Genomic DNA, 19779 nt, shown 5'->3' on the forward strand with positions numbered 1-19779 from the left:
TCCTGGCATGTGGGGGTTGGCGGCGCTGGCGGGAGTGGCCGGGGCGCGTGAAAAAAGGCCCCGGCCGCCCGTATCAGAGCAGCCCGTCCAGGATGCCGCGCTGGCGGCGCTGGATGATCGGCGTGTCGCCTTCCTCCGGGGAACGGCCGAGGGCCGAGTTCTCCCGCAGGCGCTGCGCCTCCTTCTGGGGGTCGAGGACGGTGCCGGGGCGCGGCGCGTCCTGCCAGAACATGAGGCGCTCCACCACATTCTGCTGCGGGCGGTCGAGCCGGAGGCTCTCCTCGTCCACCTGGCGGCGGATGTTGTTGCCCGCCTGGTTGCCGGCGGCGCGGGAGGCCTGGGCGACCAGCGCGGACTCGGCGCCGGAGGGGCGGTCCTGGCGGCCCCCGCCGGTGATGGTGGCGGGGGCGAGCGTCGTCTCGCCGCGCTCCCTCGCCGACATTTCCTGCGGGCGCTGGGCGCCAGGGCGCGGCGGCGGCAGGTCGCCGATGCTGGGGGGAATGGAGAGGGGCGCGCGCGTGACGACCTGGAACTCGTCCGGGGCGTCGCGCGTGAGGCCGAGCGTGCGGGCCGTGTCGCCGCCACAGGCGGCCAGCAGCAGCAGCGGGGCCAGGAGGAGGGGTCTGGGGTTCATGGCATCCGCCTTCTAGCAGGACAGGGCGGGCCGCGGGAACAGGGTGGCCGGAGCCCGTTCCGTCAGGCGGCCTTGCCGGGTGTCTCCGGGGTGGCGGGGCGGCCGGTCAGGGCCTCAATCAGCAGCACGGCGACGCCGAGCACGATGGCCGCGTCCGCCACGTTGAAGACGTACCAGTGCCAGCCCCAGCCATGGGCGTCGAGGAAATCCACCACGCCGCCGAAGCGCAGCCGGTCGATGACGTTGCCGACCGCGCCGCCCACGATGGCGCCGAGGGCGAGCGCCGTGCGGCGCGTCTCGGCATGGGCCATCCAGCGGATGAGGAAGGCGGCGATGGCGGCCGCCAGTGCCGCCAGTGCCCAGCTGTGCCAGGGCGCGCTGCCCGAGAGGAGGCCGAAGGTGACGCCGCGGTTCCAGACCATGGTCAGGTTCATGCCGACCGGCCCGGCGGTGAACAACTCCACGCTGCGGCGGGTGGGGAGGTCGAAGACCTCCAGGATCCACCACTTGCTCGCCTGATCGGCAATCAGGATGACGAGGGCGAGCAGCAGCCCCCGCCGCAGGTTGAGTGCGGCCATCAGGTAACCGCCCCGTCGCAGCGCAGGCAGAGGGTGGGATGGGCGGCGCTGCGACCGACTTCCGGCAGGACGCGCCAGCAGCGGTCGCACTTGGTGCCGGGGGCGGGGGCGAAGCGCACGGCGGTCTCGCCCTCGGTCTCCACGCCCTCGCCCTCCGGCGGGGTGCCGCGGAGGGTGAGGTCGGAGGTGATGCAGAGCTCGGCCCAGGGCAGGTCCGCGAGATCGGCCCCGGCGGCGCCCAGGAAGAGCTCGGGCGCGGCCTGGAGGGAGCTGCCGATGGTGCCGGCCGCCCGCGCCTTCTCCAGCGCGCCCGTGACGAGGCTGCGCACGGCGCGCACGCGGGCCCAGCGATCAGCCAGGGCGTCGTCGCGCCACTCCGCGGGCACGTCGAAGAAGGTCTGCATGTGCACGCTGTCCGCCGCTTCGCCGAAGCGGGCGAGCCAGGCTTCCTCCGCCGTGAAGACCAGCACGGGCGCGAGCCAGGTGCAGAGGCAGCGGTGCAGCACGTCGATCACCGTGCGCGCGGCGCGCCGGCGCGGATCGTCCGCGCGGTCGCAGTAGAGGCTGTCCTTGCGAATGTCGAAGAGGAAGGCCGAGAGGTCGGAGGCGCAGAAGTTGTGGATCTCCGGCATCACGCCCGACCAGTCGTAGTCGGCGGCGGCGCGGCGGAGGCGGGCGTCGATGGTGGCGACGCGGTGCAGGATGTAGCGCTCCAGCTCCGGTAGCTCGGCGTAATCGACGCGCTCCTCCTCGGTGAAGCCGTCGAGGTTGCCGAGCAGCCAGCGCAGGGTGTTGCGGATGCGCCGGTACAGCTCCGCCTGCTGGCCGAGAATGGTCTTGCCGATCCGCAGGTCGTCCGCGAAGTCGGAATTCATCACCCAGAGGCGCAGGATATCGGCGCCGTAGTCCTTCATCACCTCCTGCGGGGCGGTGACGTTGCCGAGCGACTTCGACATCTTCCGCCCGGACTCATCCAGAACGAAGCCATGCGTCAGGATCGCCTTGAAAGGCGCCATGTCCCGCGTGCCGATGGATTCCAGCAGCGAGGAGTGGAACCAGCCGCGGTGCTGGTCCGTGCCCTCGAGGTAAAGGTCGGCGGGGAAGGGCAGGCCGTGGTCGGGCAGGGCAAAGGCGTGGGTCGAGCCGCTCTCGAACCACACGTCCACGATGTCCATCACCTGCTCGTAGTCGTCGGGGTTGCGCTCGTTCCCGAGGAAGCGCGCGGCGGCGCCGGGCTTGTACCAGGCATCGGCCCCTTCCTCGCGGAAGGCGGCGAGGATGCGCTCCATCACGTTGTGGTCGCGCAGCGGCTCGCCGCTCCGCTTCTCGACGAAGACCGCGATCGGCACGCCCCAGGCCCGCTGGCGGGAGATGCACCAGTCCGGCCGCGCGGCGACCATGGAGCCGATGCGGTTACGCCCCTGGTCGGGCACGAAATGCGTGTTGGCGATCGCCTCCAGCGCCTTCGTGCGGATCTGGTTGTCATCGTCCATGGCGATGAACCATTGGGGCGTCGCGCGGAAGATCACCGGCTTCTTGCTGCGCCAGGAATGCGGGTAGCTGTGGCGCAGGCTGCCCTTGGCGGCCAGCGTGCCCATCGTCTCCAGCGCGGCCCAGACGGCGTCCTGCGCCTTGAAGACGTGGATGCCCGTGAAGCCCGCGGCCTGGACGGTGTAGGTGCCGTCGTCGCCGACCATCTCGGGCACGGGCAGGCCGTTGGCGCGGCCGAGGGCGAAGTCGTCCTCGCCGTGGCTGGGGGCGATGTGGACGAAGCCCGTGCCGGCCTCGGCCGTCACGAAGTCGCCGGCCAGCAGCGGCACATCGTGGTCGTAGGCGCCCTCGCCGGGCGCCCAGCCGCGCAGCGGGTGCGCGAGGATGGTGCCGGCCAGTTCGACCCCCTTGAACACGCGCTTCAGCGAGTGCGCTGCAAGCCCCGCCTCCTTCTCGAAGGCGGGCAGGAGGGGGAGGGCGATCAGCAGGTCGTCGCCGGTGGCCAGCAGCGAGCCCTCGGCGATGCCATCCACATGCACCAGCGCGTAGTCGATCTCCTCGCCATAGGCGACGGCGCGGTTAGCGGGGATGGTCCAGGGCGTGGTGGTCCAGATCACCACCCGCGCGCCCGCAAGCTCCGGCAGGGAGGGCTTCACCACCGGGAAGGCGGCGTGCAGCGTCGGGCTAGTGACGTCGTGGTACTCGATCTCGGCATCCGCCAGCGCGGTCTTCTCGACCGGGCTCCACATCACCGGGCGCAGGCCGCGGTAGAGCGAGCCGTTCATCAGGAAGCGCCCGATCTCCTCGGCGATCACCGCCTCGGAGGTGAAGTCCATGGTGGCGTAGCGCCCCTCCCAGTCGCCGAGCACGCCCAGGCGCTGGAACTCGGCGGACTGGATGCCCAGCCAGTGGCGGGCGTATTCCCGGCATTCCGAGCGGAACTCGAGGACGGGGACGCTGTCCTTGTCCCGCTTCTTCGCGCGGTACTCCTCCTCGACCTTCCACTCGATGGGCAGGCCGTGGCAGTCCCAGCCGGGAACGTAGTCGGCATCCTTGCCCGACATCTGGGCGGCGCGGTTGATCACGTCCTTTAGGATCTTGTTCAGGGCGTGGCCGATATGCAGCGGGCCGTTCGCGTAGGGCGGGCCGTCGTGCAGCACGAACTTCGTCAGCCCGCGGGAACGCTCCCGGAGCTGCCCGCGCAGGTCCTGCGCCTTCCAGCGGGCGAGCGTCGCGGGCTCGCGCTTCGGCAGGTCCCCGCGCATGGGGAAGGGGGTCTTCGGCAGGAAGACGGTGCCGCGGTAGTCGCGAGCGGTTTCGGCGGGGGCGTCGGTCATGGGTGGTCCGGGGTCTCGGGCCGCGCGGCCCCGAGGCAGGGGGCGCGGCGAAGGGGCGGGCGCGGCGGTCTTTTCCCGGCCCTCAGACGAGGACCGGGCCGGGAATTCGCGCGCGGGGCGGCCGGAAGAGCATGGGCGCCATATGCGGAGGGGGCGGGGCGGGGGTCAAGCGAGCGGTGCGAAACCCAGCCCTGCCCTCCCCGGCGGGCCGTGCCAGGATCGCAACGGCGTGGCCCCTTCTGCACGGGGCCGCAGACCCCTTAGGCTGCCCCCATGGAGTTGTTCGAGACGATCATCGCCCTGCTGCTGGCGGCGGCCCTGCTCTCCACCCTGGCCGAGCGGATCGCGGTGCCCTATCCGGCGCTGCTGGCGCTCGCCGGCACCGCCGCGGCCTTCATCCCGGGGGTGCCGGTCGTCACCCCGGACCCGGCGCTGGCCCTCGCGCTCTTCGTGGCCCCGGTGCTGCTCGACGCCGCCTTCGACGCCTCCCCGCGCGACCTCCGGGACAACCTCGTGCCCGTCGCGACCCTGGCGCTGGTGGCCGTGGGGGTCACGGTGGCGATCGTCGCGGTGGTGGCGCGGCTGTGCCTGCCGGAGATGCCGCTGGCCGCGGCCGTGGCCCTGGGCGCCATCGTCGCGCCGCCCGACGCCTCCGCCGCGACGGCCGTGCTCCGGCGCCTTCGCCCGCCGCACCGCCTCCTGGTGATCCTGGAGGGGGAGAGCCTGTTCAACGATGCCAGCGCGCTGCTGATCTACCGCATGGCGCTCGCGGCGGCGGCGGCCGGCAGCTTTTCGGTGCTCGATGCCGGGTCGGTGCTGCTGCTGACCGCGGGCGGCGGGGCGCTGTTCGGCTGGGCGGTGGCGCGGCTGCACCTCGCCTGGGTGGACGGGATGTTCCGGGACATCCCCATCAACACCCTCGTGCAGTTCCTTGGCACCTTCGGCGTCTGGCTGGTGGCGGAGGCGCTGCACCTCTCGGCCATCATCAGCGTCGTCGTCTTCGGGATGACGCTTGCTCGCCATGCCCCGCGGCGGATCGGCGCGCGGCGGCGCATCGCCTCCTACGCGGTGTGGGATGTGGCGGTCTTCGTGCTGAATGCCCTCGCCTTCCTCCTCATCGGCTTGCAGATGCGCGCCATCGTCGCGCGGCTGGACGGCGCCTGGGAGGGGGTGGTCCTCCTGGCCGCGGCCACCTGCGCGGCGGTGGTGCTGACCCGGCTCGCCTGGGTGATGGCCTTCAACACCGTCGCGCGCTGGGCCGCGGCGTGCTTTGGTCCGCGTGTGCGGGGAGGCAGGGCCATGCCGCAGCCCAGCCGGGAAGGGGGGCTGGTCATCGCCTGGTCGGGCATGCGCGGGATCGTCACCCTCGCGGCGGCGCTCGCCTTGCCAGAGAGCCTGCCCTACCGCGACGCCATCGTCTTCGCCTCGGTCTGCGTGGTGCTCGTTACCCTTGGGCTGCAGGGCACCACTCTCGGGCCGCTGCTGCGCCGCCTCGGTCTGTCGGACGACGGCACGGTGGGGGCGGAAGTGGTCCGCGCCCGGACCGGGACGGCCGAGGCCGCGATCCGCGCCCTGGAGGGGGAGCCGCCCTCCCCGGGGCGAGACACGTTGCTGCGGGAACTCGCCGCGCGCGCCGCCCTCGGCGAGGCGCCGCCCGTCGATACCACCGCCCGCCTCCAATGCCGCGCCGTGGACGCCGCCCGCGATGCGCCGGAGGCGCTGCGCCGGGACGGGACGATCGGCGACGACGCCTTCCACGCCGTGGAGGAGGAGCTGGACCTGATGGAGCTGGCGGCCGATCCGCGCCTGCGGCCGGGCTGAGGCCCGGCTTCGGTCAGGCTTCGGAGCCGGCCTCGGAATCCGCCTCTGGCGCCGCGGCGTCGCGCAGATAGGGCTCCACCTTGCCCTGCAGCTTCATCGTCATCGGCTTGCCGAAGCGGTCCACCGCCTTGCCGACCGAGAGCCGCACCCAGCCCTCGCTGACGCAGTACTCCTCCACGTTGTTCTTCTCGACGCCCTTGAAGCGGATGCCGACCCCGCGCTCGAGCAGCTCGGCGTTGAAGAAGGGACTCTTCGGGTCGGTAGAGAGGCGGTCGGGCAGGGTATCGGTCATGAGGAGGCTTTCGGGTGGCCGGACAGGAGGTGCCTGGGCGGGCGGTGTTAGCGAAGGCGAGGCCCGGAGTCCAAGCCCGGGCTCCAACCGCCCCGCTCAGCCCGCCTCGAGATCGGGCTCGGCAGGCTGCGGCGCCGGCTCGGGCGTGCCGGGCTCCAGCGGCACGCCGAGCCGGCCGTAGAGCTCGGCCAAGCGCCGCTCGTAGGCGGCCGCGCTGAAAACCGCGGCGCGGCGCCGGCCGGCCCAGGAGAGATGGCCGCGCAGCTCCTCGTCCGCGTCCAGCGCGCGGATGCCCTCGGTCATGGCGCGCACGTCGTAGGGGTCAACCCGCACCGCCGCATCCCCGACCACCTCGGGCATGGAGGAGGTGTTGGAGGTCAGCACGGGCGTGCCGAGGCTCATCGCCTCCAGCACCGGCAGGCCGAAGCCCTCGTAGAGGGAGGGGAAGAGCACCGCACGCGCCCCGCGGATAAGGCTGACCAGCAGGCGGAAGGGCACGTAGTCCAGCAGCACGACGCGGCGGCGGGTGACGCGGCGGCCGTTCTCCTCGACGGAGAAGCTCATGTTGATGTGCTCGTCGAAGAGGAACTTCAGCTCCTGGTCGCTCTTCCAGGCCTGCTTGCCGACGAGGATGAGCTGCTTGTCGGAGCCGGAAGCGAGGAAGGCCTCGATGAGGCGGCCGACATTCTTCTTCGGCTCGATGGCGCCGAAGAACATGAAGTAGTTGCCCCATTCGAGCCCGAAGGAGCCCGCCACCTCGTCCCGCGCGAGCGCCTCGGGCTTGTTCGCCAGCCCCGGCGGCAGCTCGACGGACTGGTAGGTGTTGGTGACCTTCTCCGGATCGGCGCCGAGGAGGTTGATGATGTCCCGCCGCGAGGTCTCGCTGACGGTGACGATGTGGTCCGCGCTTTCGAGAAGCTGCGTGCAGAGACGCAGGTAGCGGCGCTTGTGGTCGAGCGTGGTGAAGGGCAGGCGCAGCGGCACGAGGTCGTGCATCGTGTAGATGTTCCGCGCGCCGCGCAGGCGGAGCGGCAGCGGATAGGTCCAGTGCATCACCGCCGGCGCCGGGGAGGGCGAGGGCAGCGGGATGACGCGCTTCCGCAGCTTGTAGTTGTTGTGGGACCTCGTGAAGATGTCCTCGAGGTTCCACAGCCGGTCGAAATGCGGCAGGCGGTTCGCGAAGCCGTTGATCACCACCTGGCCGGTGACGGGGATCTCCACCAGCTTTTCCGCCATGCCGGTGAGGAGCATGCGCCGGAGGCGGCGGAAGCCGGTCGTCTCGACCAGGCGCTGCGCGGGATCGTCGAAGAAGGCGACCTCGCGCATGAGCGGCCTGAGCTTCGCGCTGACGGCGCGGCCGTAGAGCACCTCCACCTGCGCGCCCATGCCGCCCAGCCGGTAGGAGAGGTTGCGGGCATAGGTGGAGACCCCGGTTCCCTGCTCGAGGGCGAGGTTGAAGCCATCGATCATGATCCTGGGGCGCATGGGCGGAGCTTAGCAAGGTTCCGCCCCGGGAAAAATCCGCGGCCCCTACGGCCTGCGCGCGCGGGTTGCGCCGCCGGCACTGGCTTCGCGCACTGCGTCGCGGCATGGTCGGTGTGCGGCGCGGCAGGTCGGCGCTCGGCAAGGCTGGGGAAGGGGCGCTCGGTGCCGGACGAGGGATGGGGCGGGATGGGTGGACCGGTAGGCGAGGGGTCGGTCGATCCCGGCGCCCTGTTGGCGAGGGCCGATGCCGCCCGCGACAACCGTCGGTGGGAGGAGGCCGCCGAGGCCTATGCCGCCTTTCTCCGCCTGCGCCCGAACGACCGCGGCATCCTCATCCAGCAAGGTCACTGCGTGAAGGAGGCGGGCGACCCCGCTGCCGCCCTCGAGCTCTACCGCCGCGCGGAAGCTATGGAGGGGCGTGACGCCGACATCCACCTCCAGATCGGCCACGCGCTGAAGCTGCTCGGCCGCCGCGGCGCGGCGGCGGACGCCTATGGCCGCGCCGTCGCGCTCGACCCGGGCGGGCGGGACCCTTGGGCGGAATGGCTCGCCCTCCGCGACAGCCTCCCCCCGCCGCGCGTGGCAGGGCTGCTGCTCGACCTCTCCGACCTCGTCTCCTGGTACGGGCACCGCCGGGCGCCGAGCGGCATCCAGCGCGTGCAGGCGGAGATCGCGGCCGCCGGGGAGGCCGCCTTCTGCGCCATGCACCCGGAGGAGGACGTCTGGCGCGTCCTGCCGGCGCCGCTGTTCCACCGCCTGCACCACCTCTCCCGCACCGGCGCGGATACGGAGGACCCCGCCTGGCGGGAGGCGCTGGGCGCGCTCGAGGCCTGGCGGCGGCGGGGCCATGTGCTGCGGCCGGGCGCGGGCGTCACCATCGTCACGCTTGGCAGCGCCTGGTGGCTGCCCCGCTACGCCTCCGCGCTGCGGGCGGCGCGCGCGGCGGGGGCACGCTACGTGCCGGTGCTGCACGACTGCGGACCCCTCGTCCTGCCCGACGTCACGCCGCCGCACACGCGGGCCGCCTTCGGCCGCTGGCTCTCCACCCTGCCGGTGCTGGCGGACGGGGTGGTCGCGGTCTCCCAGGCGACGGCCGCGGAGTACCGGCGCCTGATGGAGCGCCACCTGCCGGGCTGGCCCGTGCCGCCCGCCATGGTGGCGACCCCCGACGGGCGCGCGGACGACGTGCCGGAGGAAGCTCCGGCGCCCGTGGCCCCGCGCGGCCTCGCGGCCCGCTTCGGCTTCGGGCGGCGCCGGTCCTCGCCCTTTCCGGCGCGGCCCACCCCACCAGGCCTGCCGGAGGGGCCCTACGTGCTGCTTGTCTCCAGCTTCGAGCCGCGGAAGAACCACCTTCTGGCGATCGAGGCCTGGCGGCGGCTGCTGCTCCGGCGCGGGGCGGCCGGGACGCCGCGCCTCGTCCTCGCCGGACGGCGGGCGCCCGGAGACGGGCCGGTGATGGAGGCGCTGAGGGACTCGGCGCTGGCCGGGCATGTCACGGCGCTGCACGAGGTGGACGACGCGGGTCTTGCCGCGCTCTACCGGGGCTGCCTCTTCACCCTCTATCCCAGCCGGCACGAGGGCTGGGGGCTGCCGGTCTCGGAATCCCTTCTCCACCGCCGCGTGGCACTTGTCTCCGAGATTCCCTCGCTGATGGAGAGCGGCCGGCAGGGCGCCGTGTTCTTCACCCCCAACAGCGCCGAGGACCTGGCGACCGCGGCCGAGGGGCTGATCGCCGATCCCGTCCGCCTGGCCGCCCTGGAGGCCCGCATCCCCCGCCACGGCGGGCTGCGGCCCTGGGCGGAGGTGGCGGAGACGCTGGGCGTGGCGGTGCGGCGCCTCGCCCCGGGCGAGGCCGGGCGTCGTCCCACGGCCCTGCCGCCCTGCGAGCCGGTGCGTCTCGGCCATGGTGGCCTGCCCGGGCCGCACCCCGCGATCGCGATGGCCGAGGCCCTGCTGCAGGGCGCCAACTGGCACCCTGCGCAGGACTGGGGCGCCTGGACCATGCCGGGCCGCGCGGCGCTGCGCCTGCCGAGCCCCTCCGAGGGACCGGCCCGCGTCTCCCTCGCCCTTCGCCCGCCGCTCGGCGCCTCCGGCACGCTGCGGATCACCCTCTCGCGCGAGGGAGCGGAGCCCACGGTGGCGGAACGGGCGTTGGAGGAGGCGGAGGAGGTCGCGCTGGAGATCGGCGCCGGTGGCGCGGACCTGCACCTCGTACTGGAGGCACCGGGCACCGAGCTGACCACGGAAGGCTACGAGGTTGGCGTCGGCGCTGTGGCCGTGGCCGTGATGCACGGCGCCTCGCTCGCGGACCGTCTGGCCTATCTGGAGAACCGCGTCCTGGTGCCGGTGCGGCTTTCCTGAACGGCGCGCGGAGAGGGCTCTGCCCTCTTCGTACCTCCGGGCGAACGCCCAGCGTTCGTCCCACACCTGCCAAGCGCCACGCGCCCTTGGATCACCATCCTGCTTTCGCGGATGCGGTGATCGGGGCGGTCCCTTCCTCGTGCCCCTACTGAACGTCCGGTCGCCTCGGATCGAGGATCGGAGGCGTACCGGCCAATCGGCGTCCCCAACTCAAAGAAGAAGATGAGGGGGGCTGGGAGAGAATTCGTTCTTTCCCCCGGGGTCACGGGAGCCACCCGCCCAGGAAAGGCTACTGGAAGATCCGCGCGGCCAGGGCCGTCTGGTAGATCAGCTGGAACACGTCCCGCGTCACCTGGAACAGCTTCGGGTCCAGGCGGGGCAGGACGATCAGCTCGTCGCCAGGGCGGGGGCCGACGCGCGGTTCCAGCACGATCTCGCCGCTGGCGCGGCGGATCATGATGTTGGCGAGGTTGCCGCGCTGGGTGAAGCCGCCGGCCTGCTGGACATAGTCCTCGACGCGCAGGTTCGGGCGCCACAGCACGGCCTGGGGCGTGGTCACCTCGCCCGCCACCATCACCACCTCGCTCCGCTCCGGCACGACGACCGTGTCGCCGTCCTCGAGGCGGGTGTCGGTGCAGCGGCCGGTGCCGTCGGAGACGACCAGGCGGCCTTCCGGCTGCACGCGCCGCGCCCGGGAGATGTACTGGGAGACGAGCTGCGCCTCGCTCGAGCGGATCTCGGCGACGCCGGTGGTGGAGGAGGTGGCGGTGAAGAGCTGCCTCTCCAGCCGGTCCAGCGTCTCGTTGATGGTGCGCATCTGCTGGGCCGCGAGGCGCGGGCGCAGGAGGAAGACCGATTGCGTGTCGGCCAGCACCGGGTCCACCGCCACGTGGTCGAGCAACTGGCAGAGGCCGATATCGCGGTCCGCGATGAGGACGGAGGGGCCGATGCGGCTGCCCTCGATCGTCACGCGGATGGTCTGGGCCGGCGCGTCGGTGATGAAGCTCGCCACGTCCTGGTCGAGCAGCGACATGCGGCGCAGTTCGGCGACCGTGGTGTAGCGCGACCAGGGCTGCCCGTTGCGCGTGCCGCGGACCACGACGTTGGTGGCCGAGGGCAGGGGGGAGGCGAGCCCGATCAGCTCCTCGCCCGTCATGGCGCGGCCCGGCACCTCGAAGAGGTAGTTGTTGCGGATGGCGCCGTCCACGCTCACCAGCGCGCCCTGCTTGCCGACGACGATGGTGTCGCCTTCCGCGAAGAGGTAGCTCGGCAGGCGTCCGGTCAGCAGGAAGGGGTAGAGGTCCACGCGCGTGACCGTGCGGCCGCCCCGGCGGATCTCGATGTCGCGGAAGGAGCCGCGCGCGGGGTCCACGCCGCCCGCGCGGAGCAGGTAGTCAATCACGCTCTCCATGCCCGTGCCGGTGTGGCGGCCGGGGCTGCGGACGAAGCCGGTGACGAAGACGCCGATGCGGTTGACGTTCAGCAGCACGGCATAGACCTGCACTTGCTGCGTGTAGATGCGCCGCACCTCGGATTCGACGGCCGATTGCAGCGCGCCCGCGGTGGTGCCGGCGATGCGGATGGGACCAATGCCCGGCAGGAAGAGGTTGCCGTCGCCGTCCACCGCGCCGATCGCCTCGGACTCCACGGCGCCCCAGACCCTCACCGAAACGCGGTCGCCGACGGCGATGCGGTAGTTCGGGTTGGGTGCATCGGCCGGCGAGGGGGCGGCGCGGGTGAAGAGGCTGGCGCCGAAGACCGCGGAGGAGGGGCCGGGGCGGCGCCCGACATCGCCCAGCGGGCCAGAGACGACCGGGCCGCCCTCCGCCTCGGTGGAGGTGCCGAAGCGCGACGTGGTGGTCGTGCTCGGCAGCAGGGTGTCGTTCGCCTGGAGCGGCGCGGCCTGCGTGAGGGTGGGGCCGAGAAGCCCGGGCACTGGCTGCTGCAGGAGCCCGCTGTTGAGCTGCGCCTGCGAGGCGATGGGCGAGAGGGGCGCGAGAAGGGCCGCGAGCAGCGCGAGGCCATGGGCCCCCCGGCGCGCCTTGCCGCCCTTGGCCGCGCCCGCCCGCATGGTTCCGGTCTGCATCATGTTGCTCTGGTTCGCCCCGGTTTTAATGGACAGCCTGGGTGGTTCGGGCCGGCAGGCCGCCGGCCCGCGGCTCAAGACGCGTGCTCGCGGAAGCCGGCGAAGATAAGGGAGCCGATCCCGTAGACCACGAGGAGCACCGCGAACAGGCTGACGATGGTGAAGGTGGCCTTCGGATATTGTGCGCTCTCGGCCTCCTGCGGCTCGGTGATGCGGGCGACGTACAGGTGCTGGCGCGCTTCATCGGCGCGCGCCGTCTCGAGGCTGGTGACGGCCGAGGCGAGCTGGCGGTCGGCGAACTCGCGCTCGAGCATCAGGCGCTCGTAGCCCGCGAGGACCTCCGGCGCGGCGCCGCGGCCGTTCGTCAGCCGCTCGCGCTCGGCCCTGATCTGCGTATCGAGGGAGGCGATGCGGTTGCGGAGCACGGCCATCTGCGGGTTGTCGGCCCGCATGTAGGCGAGCTTCTCCTGCAACTCGGCGCGCGTCTGGCTCAGCGCGTCCTCCAGCCGGCCGACCGACTCGAGGCTGGCCGCGATCTCCCGCGTCGGGTCGATGGCGCGGCCCTGCTGGCGGAAGGAGGTCAGCGCCTCGCGCGAGGCGATGACGCGGCGTTCGGCGATCTCGACCTCGCGCCGCGCGTTGCCCACCGCATCCCCGCGCTGGCGATCGCTGATGCGGTTGACGAGGTTTTCCGAGGCGCGGAGCAGCGCCTCGGCCAGCAGCTTCGAGTCCTCGGGGCGGAAGGTGCGGACCAGGAGGCTGACCGTCGACGATTCAGAGTCGAATTCAGCCACCACCATGCGCCGGTAGTAGCGGGTCAGCATCTCGGCGCTCGGCTCGGAGAGCCACAGCCGGGCGAAGAGATCGGCTTCCGGACGGCGCCAGATGGAGACGAGGTCCACCGACTTGCGCAGCTCCCGCACGAGGTCCTGGGACTGGAGGAACTCGCGCACCGCCATGGAGTCCTCGGGCACCGCCTTGAAGCCTGCGCCGCCGAGCATGGCGCCGAGCGCGCCCATCGAGTTGTTGTTGCCGGAGCTGGGGCCGCGCACGAAGAAGCGCGCCTCGCTCGCGTACTGGTTTGCGGCGACAGCCGTGAAATACCCGATGGCGAGCGCGGTCGGCAGCACGACCACGAGCAGGAGCCCGCGCCACTTCCGCAGCTTGCGCGCGAGGGCGGAGGGCCGCCGCTGCGCCGCAGCTGCGGGGGTCGCCGCATCAAAGGCTTTGATAGACGGCGATACCTTCATCGATGTCCTCATACAGCTCCAGGAGGCCGTTCCGGAGCACGACGGCGGTGCGGCAGTACTGCCTGATGTGGTCGGCGAAGTGGGAGACCATCAGCAGGGAGGCGTTGCCGAGGCGCTCCTCCAGCATGGTCTGGCAGCGGGCGACGAAGCGCTGGTCGCCGGCGGAGATGATCTCGTCCACGAGGTAGCAGTCGAACTTGACGGAGAAGGAGAGCGCCATGAGCAGGCGGCTCATCATGCCCGAGGAATAGGTGCGGACCGGCTCGAAGAAGTAGCGGCCGATCTCGGCGAAGTCCTGAACGAAGTCGAGCGTCTCGGCCACGTCCAGCCCGTAGATGCGGGCGATGAAGCGCGCGTTGTCGGCACCCGTGAGGCTGGCCTGGAGGCCGAAGCCGGAGCCGAGTGGCCAGGAGATCGACATCTCCCGCCGCACGCGGCCGCGGGTCGGCGCCTCCACCCCGGCCATGACGCGCATGAGGGTGGACTTGCCCGCGCCGTTGCGGCCGAGGATGCCGACCTGGTCGCCGCGGTCGATCGTGCAGGAGATGCCGCGCAGGATGTCGCGCCGCCCACCACGCACCGGGTAGGACTTCCAGACGTCTTCGAGGATCAGGGACATGGGCGCCGGACCATCCGTGCTCAGAAGATCTCGAGCTTGCGGCGCGCGCCGCGGAGATAGGCAAGGCCGAGCAGGTTCACGATCAGGATGGAGCGTACGACGTAGCCAACGTCGTAGTACGAAGGGAAGGCGTGGCCGAACATGCCCTCTCGGATCATCTCGTGGAGGTGCACGAGCGGGTTCCAGAGAAGCACCTCGCGCAGTTCCGGCGGGAGCCAGGCCAGCGCGAAGAAGGCGCCCGACAGCGGCATCGAGAGGTAGGTGACCGGGTGGATGAGCCGCTCCAGCCCTTCCCAGTTCGCGACGCCGGCCGCGAGGATCATGGAGACGCCGTGACAGAGAAAGAACATCAGCAGCATGGCAAAGAAGATCTCGCTGACGTCTGCGGGCCAGACCCCCGCCCACCAGATGGCGACACCGAGGACGAGGAGGATCACTCCGAAGACCGCGGCTGCTTCGAGCAGGTTGCGTGAGACCAGCACGTCAACCGGCGTCACCTGGCGGTGGAACAGCAGGGTGAGGTTGGAGTGCAGCGCCGTGCCCGAGCGGTTCACGACCGAGCGGAACATGAAGAACGGCACGTAGCCGACGATGGAGAAGAGGAAGGGGTCTACCCCACCGGGCATGCTCCGGCCGTGCGTGGAATGCATGAGGCCGAGCACGGTGCCGAGGACCAGCGGTTCGAGGAAGAGCCAGAGGAAGCCGAGATTGTGCCGGCCGAAGCGCGTCTGCATCTCGCGCATGATGAGCGCGGAGATCACCCGCCATTGGATGGCCGCCCCCTCGATGATCCAATGCCGCCGCGCCCGCCGCGCGGGAAGGTTGGGCAGGCTGGAGGCGTCACTCACGGCCGATAGACCGCGCCGCCCCGCAGGAGGGCGCGCGCGGCCACCCAACCCTGAGAGGGATCCTTGCAATAGGTGGCGCCCGGAGCGCCGCCGGGCGCCGAGGACGCGCCGAGCTGCAACTCGCGGCACTCGCGGCCCGAGGCAGCGTTGTAGGCCCTGACCATGCGTGCCGAGACGGTACGCCCGCCATCGGCCGTCACCACTGTCTCGGCTTGGCCGGGTTGGGCGCGGGCGACGAAGGCGGCCAACGGGTCCGCGGCCCGGACAGGCAGCACCACGCCGGTGGCGGGTGGCGGCGAGACGGGCGCGGGCCCGAGGCCGACCGGGTTCCACCAGCTCGCGTCAGTGCTATGGGTCGCGCAGCCGCCGAGGGCGAGCAGGAGAACGGCCGGGACAAGGCGCGGGAGCGCAGCCCACCCGGCCGAATGCCGCCGGGCGGGGCCTGGGCGTGGCCGAGAGGACCCAATCCGCACCAAACCGGTAGCCATGCTTTCCTTCATACGAGAAGTTTACTGCACCATGCCGTGAAGGGCAAAAACTCGATGACGGCTTCTCAGCATTCCGCTGACCTGTTGCCGATTTCCCCATCGCCCGACCTCCTGGCGCGCTGGCCACACTTGCCGGCCTTCTGGCCAGAACTGTCTGTCGCGCAGGCTAACCTTCTGCCGCGCTTCGATGTTCTACCCTTCGCGCCACCCTCTTTCGCCGGGCGCGACCGGCCACCGCTGGTGCGAACGGCATCGGCTGCACCCCTGATGCCGGGGGAGGCGGAAGACCTTCGCACCCTGATCGCCCAGCACCGATTGGGCGGCCCGGCAGCCCTTCCAGACCCGGGCGGAGCCGTGCTGGGCGGTGATCGACAAGTGGTGATCGTGCTGGACCCTTGCAGCCGGAGCCTCCAGGCACGTGCCGAGGCGATCCTGGTGGCGGCGATGGCCGAGGGCCCGGTCGTGGTGGCGCGCGACCCCTTCGCCGGTCCCGCCGCAGCCGCCTGCCTCCGCCCTCCTCGCGGAGTCAGCCACTTTCCCCAGCCGCTCTCTCCCTGGACCCTGCTCGACGCGGCGGCATCGCTCCGCGGCGCGGGACCCTTCATGGCCGCCCTCGCCGAGGCGGCCGGGGTGCCGCACGACCTGGAGGGCGAGCATCTCCTCTCGCTGCTCGCCTCTCTCCGCGCGGCCGATCCCTTCCGCGCCCGCCCCTGGAGCCGCGCCGAGGGGCTGCTGCTGCTGGCGGACTGGGCGGGGGCGGCGCGGGCGAACCGGGGCGTCTCGGCTTGCATCGGCATCGCCCGCTGGAAGCGCCGACAGGTCGCGGCGGTGCTGGCGCATGAGGACGGCGCGCCGGAGATGACGAACGACATCGCCCAGGCCGTTGGCCGCGCCCGGGCAGAGGGTGGGGCCGTCGTCGCCTGGGCCGCTGCCTGCCCGGACGCCCTCGCCGCCGCCATCCGGGCGGGCGGGGTGGAGCTGCGGCTGCTGGAGGACGGCTTCATCCGCTCCCGCGGGCTGGGCGCGCGCTTCCTGCCAGGCGCCTCCTACAGCCTCGACGCGCGCGGCGCCTATTACGATCCGCGCCAGCCCTCCACGCTGGAGACGATCCTGGCAGAGGGCAGCTTCGCGCCCGAGCTCATCACCCGCGCCGCGGCGTTGCGGGCGGAGATCGTCCGGCGGGGCGTCTCGAAATACAACCTCTCGCCCGGGGCCGCGATGCCTGACCTGCCGGCGCGGGGCGGCCGGCGTATCATCCTCGTCCCCGGCCAGGTGGAGGACGACGCCTCCGTCCGCCTCGGCGGCGGCGCCATCCGCACGAACCTCGCCCTGCTGCGCGCCGTGCGGGAGGCGGAGCCCGAGGCCTTCATCCTCTACAAGCCGCATCCTGACCTTGAGGCCGGTTTCCGCCGGGGGCGGCTGCGCGCGCCCGAACTTGCGGGGCTGGCGGATGCCGTCGCGGGCGGCGTGCCGCTGCCGACCCTGCTGCCCCTGGTGGACGCGATGCACACCCTGACCTCGCTCTCCGGCTTCGAGGCGCTGCTGCGCGGCCTGCCCGTCATCTGCTGGGGCCAGCCCTTCTACGCCGGCTGGGGGCTGACGGAGGACCGCGTGCCCCTGCCGCCGGGCCGCCGCGGCGTGGCCCGCAGCATCGACGAGCTCGTGGCCGCCGCGCTGATCCTCTACCCACGCTACATCGACCCGGTGACGCTGCTGCCCTGTCCACCGGAGGTGATGATGGACCGGCTGGATGACCCCTCCGCCTGGCGCATCTCGCCCCTGACCATCCACCGGGGCGTTGAGGGCTTCGTGCGCGGCACCCTCGCGCGGATCGGGGGGCGGCGGTGAGGAAGGGCTTCAGTGGCGGCATCATCCTTTCCGGCGCGTCGCGCGGCTTGGGGGCGGCGCTGGCGCGGCGCCTGGCCGCTCCGGGCGTCACGCTTGGCCTGATCGCGCGCAGCGAGGCGGGCCTGCGCGAGACCGCCGCCGCCTGCGCCGGCCGCGGTGCCGCCGTGCGCGTCGCGGCGCTCGACGTGCGGGACGCGCAGGCCGTCGCGCGCACCGTGCTCGATTGGGACGCGGCGGCGCCGACCGCCCTCGTGATCGCCAACGCCGGCATCGCCGCCGGTCGGCGGCCGGACGGCACGCCAGAGGGGGTCGCGGAACTCACCGCCCAGGTCTCGGTGAATCTGCTCGGCTCCGTGAATCTCGTCGGGCCGCTCCTGCCCGCGTTCCGCGCGCGCCGCGCGGGGCGGATCGGCCTCGTCGCGTCCGTCGCAGCCTTCCACGGACTGCCGGACAGCCCGGGCTACTGCGCCTCCAAGGCCGGGCTCTGGGCCTGGGGACAGGCCATCCGCGCCGACCTGCGCGGCAGCGGCGCTGGGGTGACGCTGATCGCACCGGGCTTCTTCGAGAGCGACATGGGCCGGGCCTGGCAAGGGCGTCGCCCCTTTTCCCTCACCACCGATGCGGCCGCGGCGCGGATCGAAAGGGCTCTGCGCGCAGGAAGGCCAAGCTGCGCCTTTCCCCTGCCGCTCGTCGCCGGCCTGCGCGCGCTCTCCTTCCTGCCGGCGCCTCTCGCGGATCGGGCGGTGCGGCTTCTGCGGTTCCGGATTGCTGAGAGGGTGCCTTCCTGAAGGGGCGCCGCTGGTGTCGCTGGGGAGAGGAAGAAGGAATTCTTCCTCTCCCCAAGCCCCTCACCATCATCTTCTTCAAGTTTGAGGTGCCTGGCAGCCGGTGCGCCTCGGGTCAGGGGCCCGAGGCGACGGCGCGCAGGAAAGGCGCCGAGAAAAATCGGCACTCAATCATCGCATCCGCGCCAGCCAGATGAGGATCCAGGGGCCTCAGGCTCTTGGCGGGGAGGTGCGAGAGGGCAGGGCCCTCTCCGGGGTCACCGGAGCCGCAATCAGGTATTCTGCATCGTCCGCCGCGCCCGGGCCTCGATCGCTCCCCACTCCCCCGCCGCGATTTCCGCAGGGGGTGCCAGCCAGGAACCGCCCACGGCCACCACGTTGGGCAGGGCGAGGTAGTCGCGCATCTCGTCCTCGCCGATGCCGCCGGTGGGGCAGAAGCGCGCCTCCGGGAAGGGGGCGCCGAGCGCTTTCAGGGCGCCGATGCCGCCGATCTGGGCGGCGGGGAACAGCTTCACGGTCGTGAAGCCGCGCGCGGCGGCGGCCATCAGTTCGGAGGCCGTGGCGATACCGGGGACGAAGGGGATGCCGCTCTCGGCGGCGGCGTCCAGCAGTTCCGGCGTGGCGCCGGGGGAGACGGCGAAGGGAACGCCGAGTCGTTGGGCGAGCAGCAGGTCCCGTCGGGCGAGGACGGTGCCGAGGCCCACGATGGCGTCCGGCACCTCCGCCATGATCGCTTCGGCGGCCTTCGCGCCGGCCTCGGTGCGCAGCGTCACCTCCAGCGTGCGCACGCCGCCGGCGACAAGGGCGCGGGCCAGAGGCACGGCCTGGGCGGCATCGCGGATGGTCAGCACGGGCACGATCCGCGCCGCGCGCAGCAGATCGGCGATCGGATTGGGCGTCGTCATGAGGTCTCCAGGGAGCTTTGCGGGCCAGGAACGTCGGCGGGCATGGCGTCGCGCGGGATGATGGCGCCGGGGTGGCGCACCACCACACCCGCGAGGCGATGGCCGGCGAGGGCCGCCGCCTCGGGGTCGGCCCCGTTCAGGCGCGCGGCGAGATAGGCGGCGGCGAAGCTGTCGCCCGCGCCGGTCGTGTCCACGGGCTTCACGGCTTCGGGCGGGGGAACCGGCGTCTCGCGTCCGGGGGGCGCCACGATACAGCCGGGTTCGGCGAGCTTCACCACCACCTCCGGCACGTCGGCGGCACGAAAGCGCGCGATCAACCCCTCGGGCGTCGCCTCGCCGTCGAGAAGGGTGAAGTCCTCCACCCCCGCGAGGACGGTGGTGCTGAGCGCGATGGCGCGGTCGTAGACGGCGCGCGCCTCCTCGCGATCCGGCCAGCCGCGGGGGCGGAAGTTGCTGTCGAAGGCAAGCGCGCCGCCGCGGGCGCGCAGCGCCTCCAGCGTTGCGAAGAGCCGCTCCCGTGCCGCGCCGCGGAAGAGGGAAAGGGTGATGCCGGAGAGATAGACCAGATCGGCCCCCGCGATCCCCGCCTCGATGCGCGGCGTCTCGGGCTGCTCGAAGAGCTGGCGGACCGGCGCCTGGTCGCGCCAGTAGGAGAAGCGGCGCTCCCCCCTCTCGTCGGTCTCGATGAGGTAGAGGCCCGGCAGCCGCCCGGGCAGGCGCAGCACGAGCGAGGTGCCGACGCCTTCCTCCGCCCAGGCGCGCAGCATCTCCTCGCTATGCGCGTCGTCGCCGAGGGCGGTCGCGTAGTCCACGCCGACGCCGAGCCGCGCGAGATAGACAGCAGTGTTCAGCGTGTCGCCGCCGAAGGCGCGCGCCAGCAGCCCGTCCGGGCGCTGGCGCAGCTCGATCATGCACTCGCCGAGGCAGACGACGCGCGGCGTCATGGCGGCA

16 protein-coding genes are annotated in these 19779 nt (G+C 72.3%); 4 read left to right on the top strand and 12 right to left on the bottom strand.

Going from position 1 to position 19779, the window contains the following annotated elements:
* Window positions 1-73: 73 nt before the first annotated feature.
* The 3 genes from BO39_RS07795 to ileS form a co-directional block, all read right to left on the bottom strand.
* Window positions 74-634: a DUF3035 domain-containing protein gene (locus BO39_RS07795; protein ID WP_043831708.1), complete on the bottom strand. Its 561-nt coding sequence runs from the start codon at window positions 632-634 to the stop codon at window positions 74-76.
* 62 nt (window positions 635-696) lie between these two features.
* Window positions 697-1212: a signal peptidase II gene (gene lspA, locus BO39_RS07800; RefSeq protein ID WP_052401769.1), complete on the bottom strand. Its 516-nt coding sequence runs from the start codon at window positions 1210-1212 to the stop codon at window positions 697-699.
* Entirely contained in the window at window positions 1212-4040 is a 2829-nt protein-coding gene (gene ileS / locus BO39_RS07805; protein WP_043831710.1) for an isoleucine--tRNA ligase, read from the bottom strand. The genes lspA and ileS overlap by 1 nt, the downstream gene beginning before the upstream one ends.
* Before the next feature lie 273 nt (window positions 4041-4313).
* Here ileS and BO39_RS07810 point away from each other — a divergent pair, with 273 nt between their 5' ends.
* Window positions 4314-5861, top strand: a complete 1548-nt coding sequence (locus BO39_RS07810; protein ID WP_043831712.1) for a cation:proton antiporter — start codon at window positions 4314-4316, stop codon at window positions 5859-5861.
* Window positions 5862-5874: 13 nt separating this feature from the next.
* Here the strand turns inward: BO39_RS07810 and BO39_RS07815 are convergent, their stop codons facing one another.
* Together BO39_RS07815 and BO39_RS07820 are read right to left on the bottom strand one after the other, a co-directional pair.
* Window positions 5875-6153 carry a DUF3297 family protein gene (locus BO39_RS07815; protein ID WP_043831714.1) on the bottom strand — a complete coding sequence of 93 codons (279 nt, stop codon included), beginning with the start codon at window positions 6151-6153 and terminating at the stop codon, window positions 5875-5877.
* A 96-nt stretch (window positions 6154-6249) separates the two neighbouring features.
* Window positions 6250-7638 (bottom strand): glycosyltransferase family 4 protein, encoded by a 1389-nt coding sequence (locus tag BO39_RS07820; RefSeq protein ID WP_211257397.1) that lies wholly within the window; start codon window positions 7636-7638, stop codon window positions 6250-6252.
* A 186-nt stretch (window positions 7639-7824) separates the two neighbouring features.
* Here BO39_RS07820 and BO39_RS29740 point away from each other — a divergent pair, with 186 nt between their 5' ends.
* Window positions 7825-9999 (top strand): glycosyltransferase, encoded by a 2175-nt coding sequence (locus BO39_RS29740; RefSeq protein WP_052401772.1) that lies wholly within the window; start codon window positions 7825-7827, stop codon window positions 9997-9999.
* Window positions 10000-10288: 289 nt separating this feature from the next.
* Here the strand turns inward: BO39_RS29740 and BO39_RS07830 are convergent, their stop codons facing one another.
* The 5 genes from BO39_RS07830 to BO39_RS07850 form a co-directional block, all read right to left on the bottom strand.
* Window positions 10289-12088, bottom strand: coding sequence for a polysaccharide biosynthesis/export family protein (locus tag BO39_RS07830; RefSeq protein ID WP_245615028.1), 1800 nt, complete (start codon window positions 12086-12088; stop codon window positions 10289-10291).
* 71 nt (window positions 12089-12159) lie between these two features.
* Entirely contained in the window at window positions 12160-13335 is a 1176-nt protein-coding gene (locus BO39_RS07835) for a KpsE/RkpR family capsule polysaccharide export protein (protein WP_043831718.1), read from the bottom strand.
* On the bottom strand, window positions 13304-13954 hold the full coding sequence (locus BO39_RS07840; RefSeq protein WP_043831720.1) for an ABC transporter ATP-binding protein: 651 nt from the start codon (window positions 13952-13954) through the stop codon (window positions 13304-13306). The genes BO39_RS07835 and BO39_RS07840 overlap by 32 nt, the downstream gene beginning before the upstream one ends.
* Before the next feature lie 20 nt (window positions 13955-13974).
* Window positions 13975-14802, bottom strand: coding sequence for an ABC transporter permease (locus BO39_RS07845; protein ID WP_156963573.1), 828 nt, complete (start codon window positions 14800-14802; stop codon window positions 13975-13977).
* Window positions 14799-15290, bottom strand: a complete 492-nt coding sequence (locus tag BO39_RS07850; RefSeq protein ID WP_169742738.1) for a DVU3141 family protein — start codon at window positions 15288-15290, stop codon at window positions 14799-14801. Before BO39_RS07850 ends, BO39_RS07845 begins: the two co-directional genes overlap by 4 nt.
* Before the next feature lie 84 nt (window positions 15291-15374).
* Between BO39_RS07850 and BO39_RS07855 the strand changes: the two genes are divergently transcribed.
* Both BO39_RS07855 and BO39_RS07860 read left to right on the top strand, forming a co-directional pair.
* Complete coding sequence (locus tag BO39_RS07855; protein WP_169742739.1) at window positions 15375-17138, top strand: capsular polysaccharide export protein, LipB/KpsS family; 1764 nt, start codon at window positions 15375-15377, stop codon at window positions 17136-17138.
* Window positions 17135-17926, top strand: a complete 792-nt coding sequence (locus BO39_RS07860; RefSeq protein WP_043831725.1) for an SDR family NAD(P)-dependent oxidoreductase — start codon at window positions 17135-17137, stop codon at window positions 17924-17926. The genes BO39_RS07855 and BO39_RS07860 overlap by 4 nt, the downstream gene beginning before the upstream one ends.
* 269 nt (window positions 17927-18195) lie before the next feature.
* Here the strand turns inward: BO39_RS07860 and eda are convergent, their stop codons facing one another.
* Window positions 18196-18828: a bifunctional 4-hydroxy-2-oxoglutarate aldolase/2-dehydro-3-deoxy-phosphogluconate aldolase gene (eda, locus tag BO39_RS07865; RefSeq protein ID WP_043831727.1), complete on the bottom strand. Its 633-nt coding sequence runs from the start codon at window positions 18826-18828 to the stop codon at window positions 18196-18198.
* Window positions 18825-19772, bottom strand: coding sequence for a sugar kinase (locus BO39_RS07870; RefSeq protein ID WP_043831729.1), 948 nt, complete (start codon window positions 19770-19772; stop codon window positions 18825-18827). Before BO39_RS07870 ends, eda begins: the two co-directional genes overlap by 4 nt.
* Window positions 19773-19779: the final 7 nt, after the last annotated feature.

The organism is Roseomonas aerilata DSM 19363, from assembly GCF_000711725.1.
Taxonomy (GTDB): Bacteria; Pseudomonadota; Alphaproteobacteria; order Acetobacterales; family Acetobacteraceae; genus Roseomonas; species Roseomonas aerilata.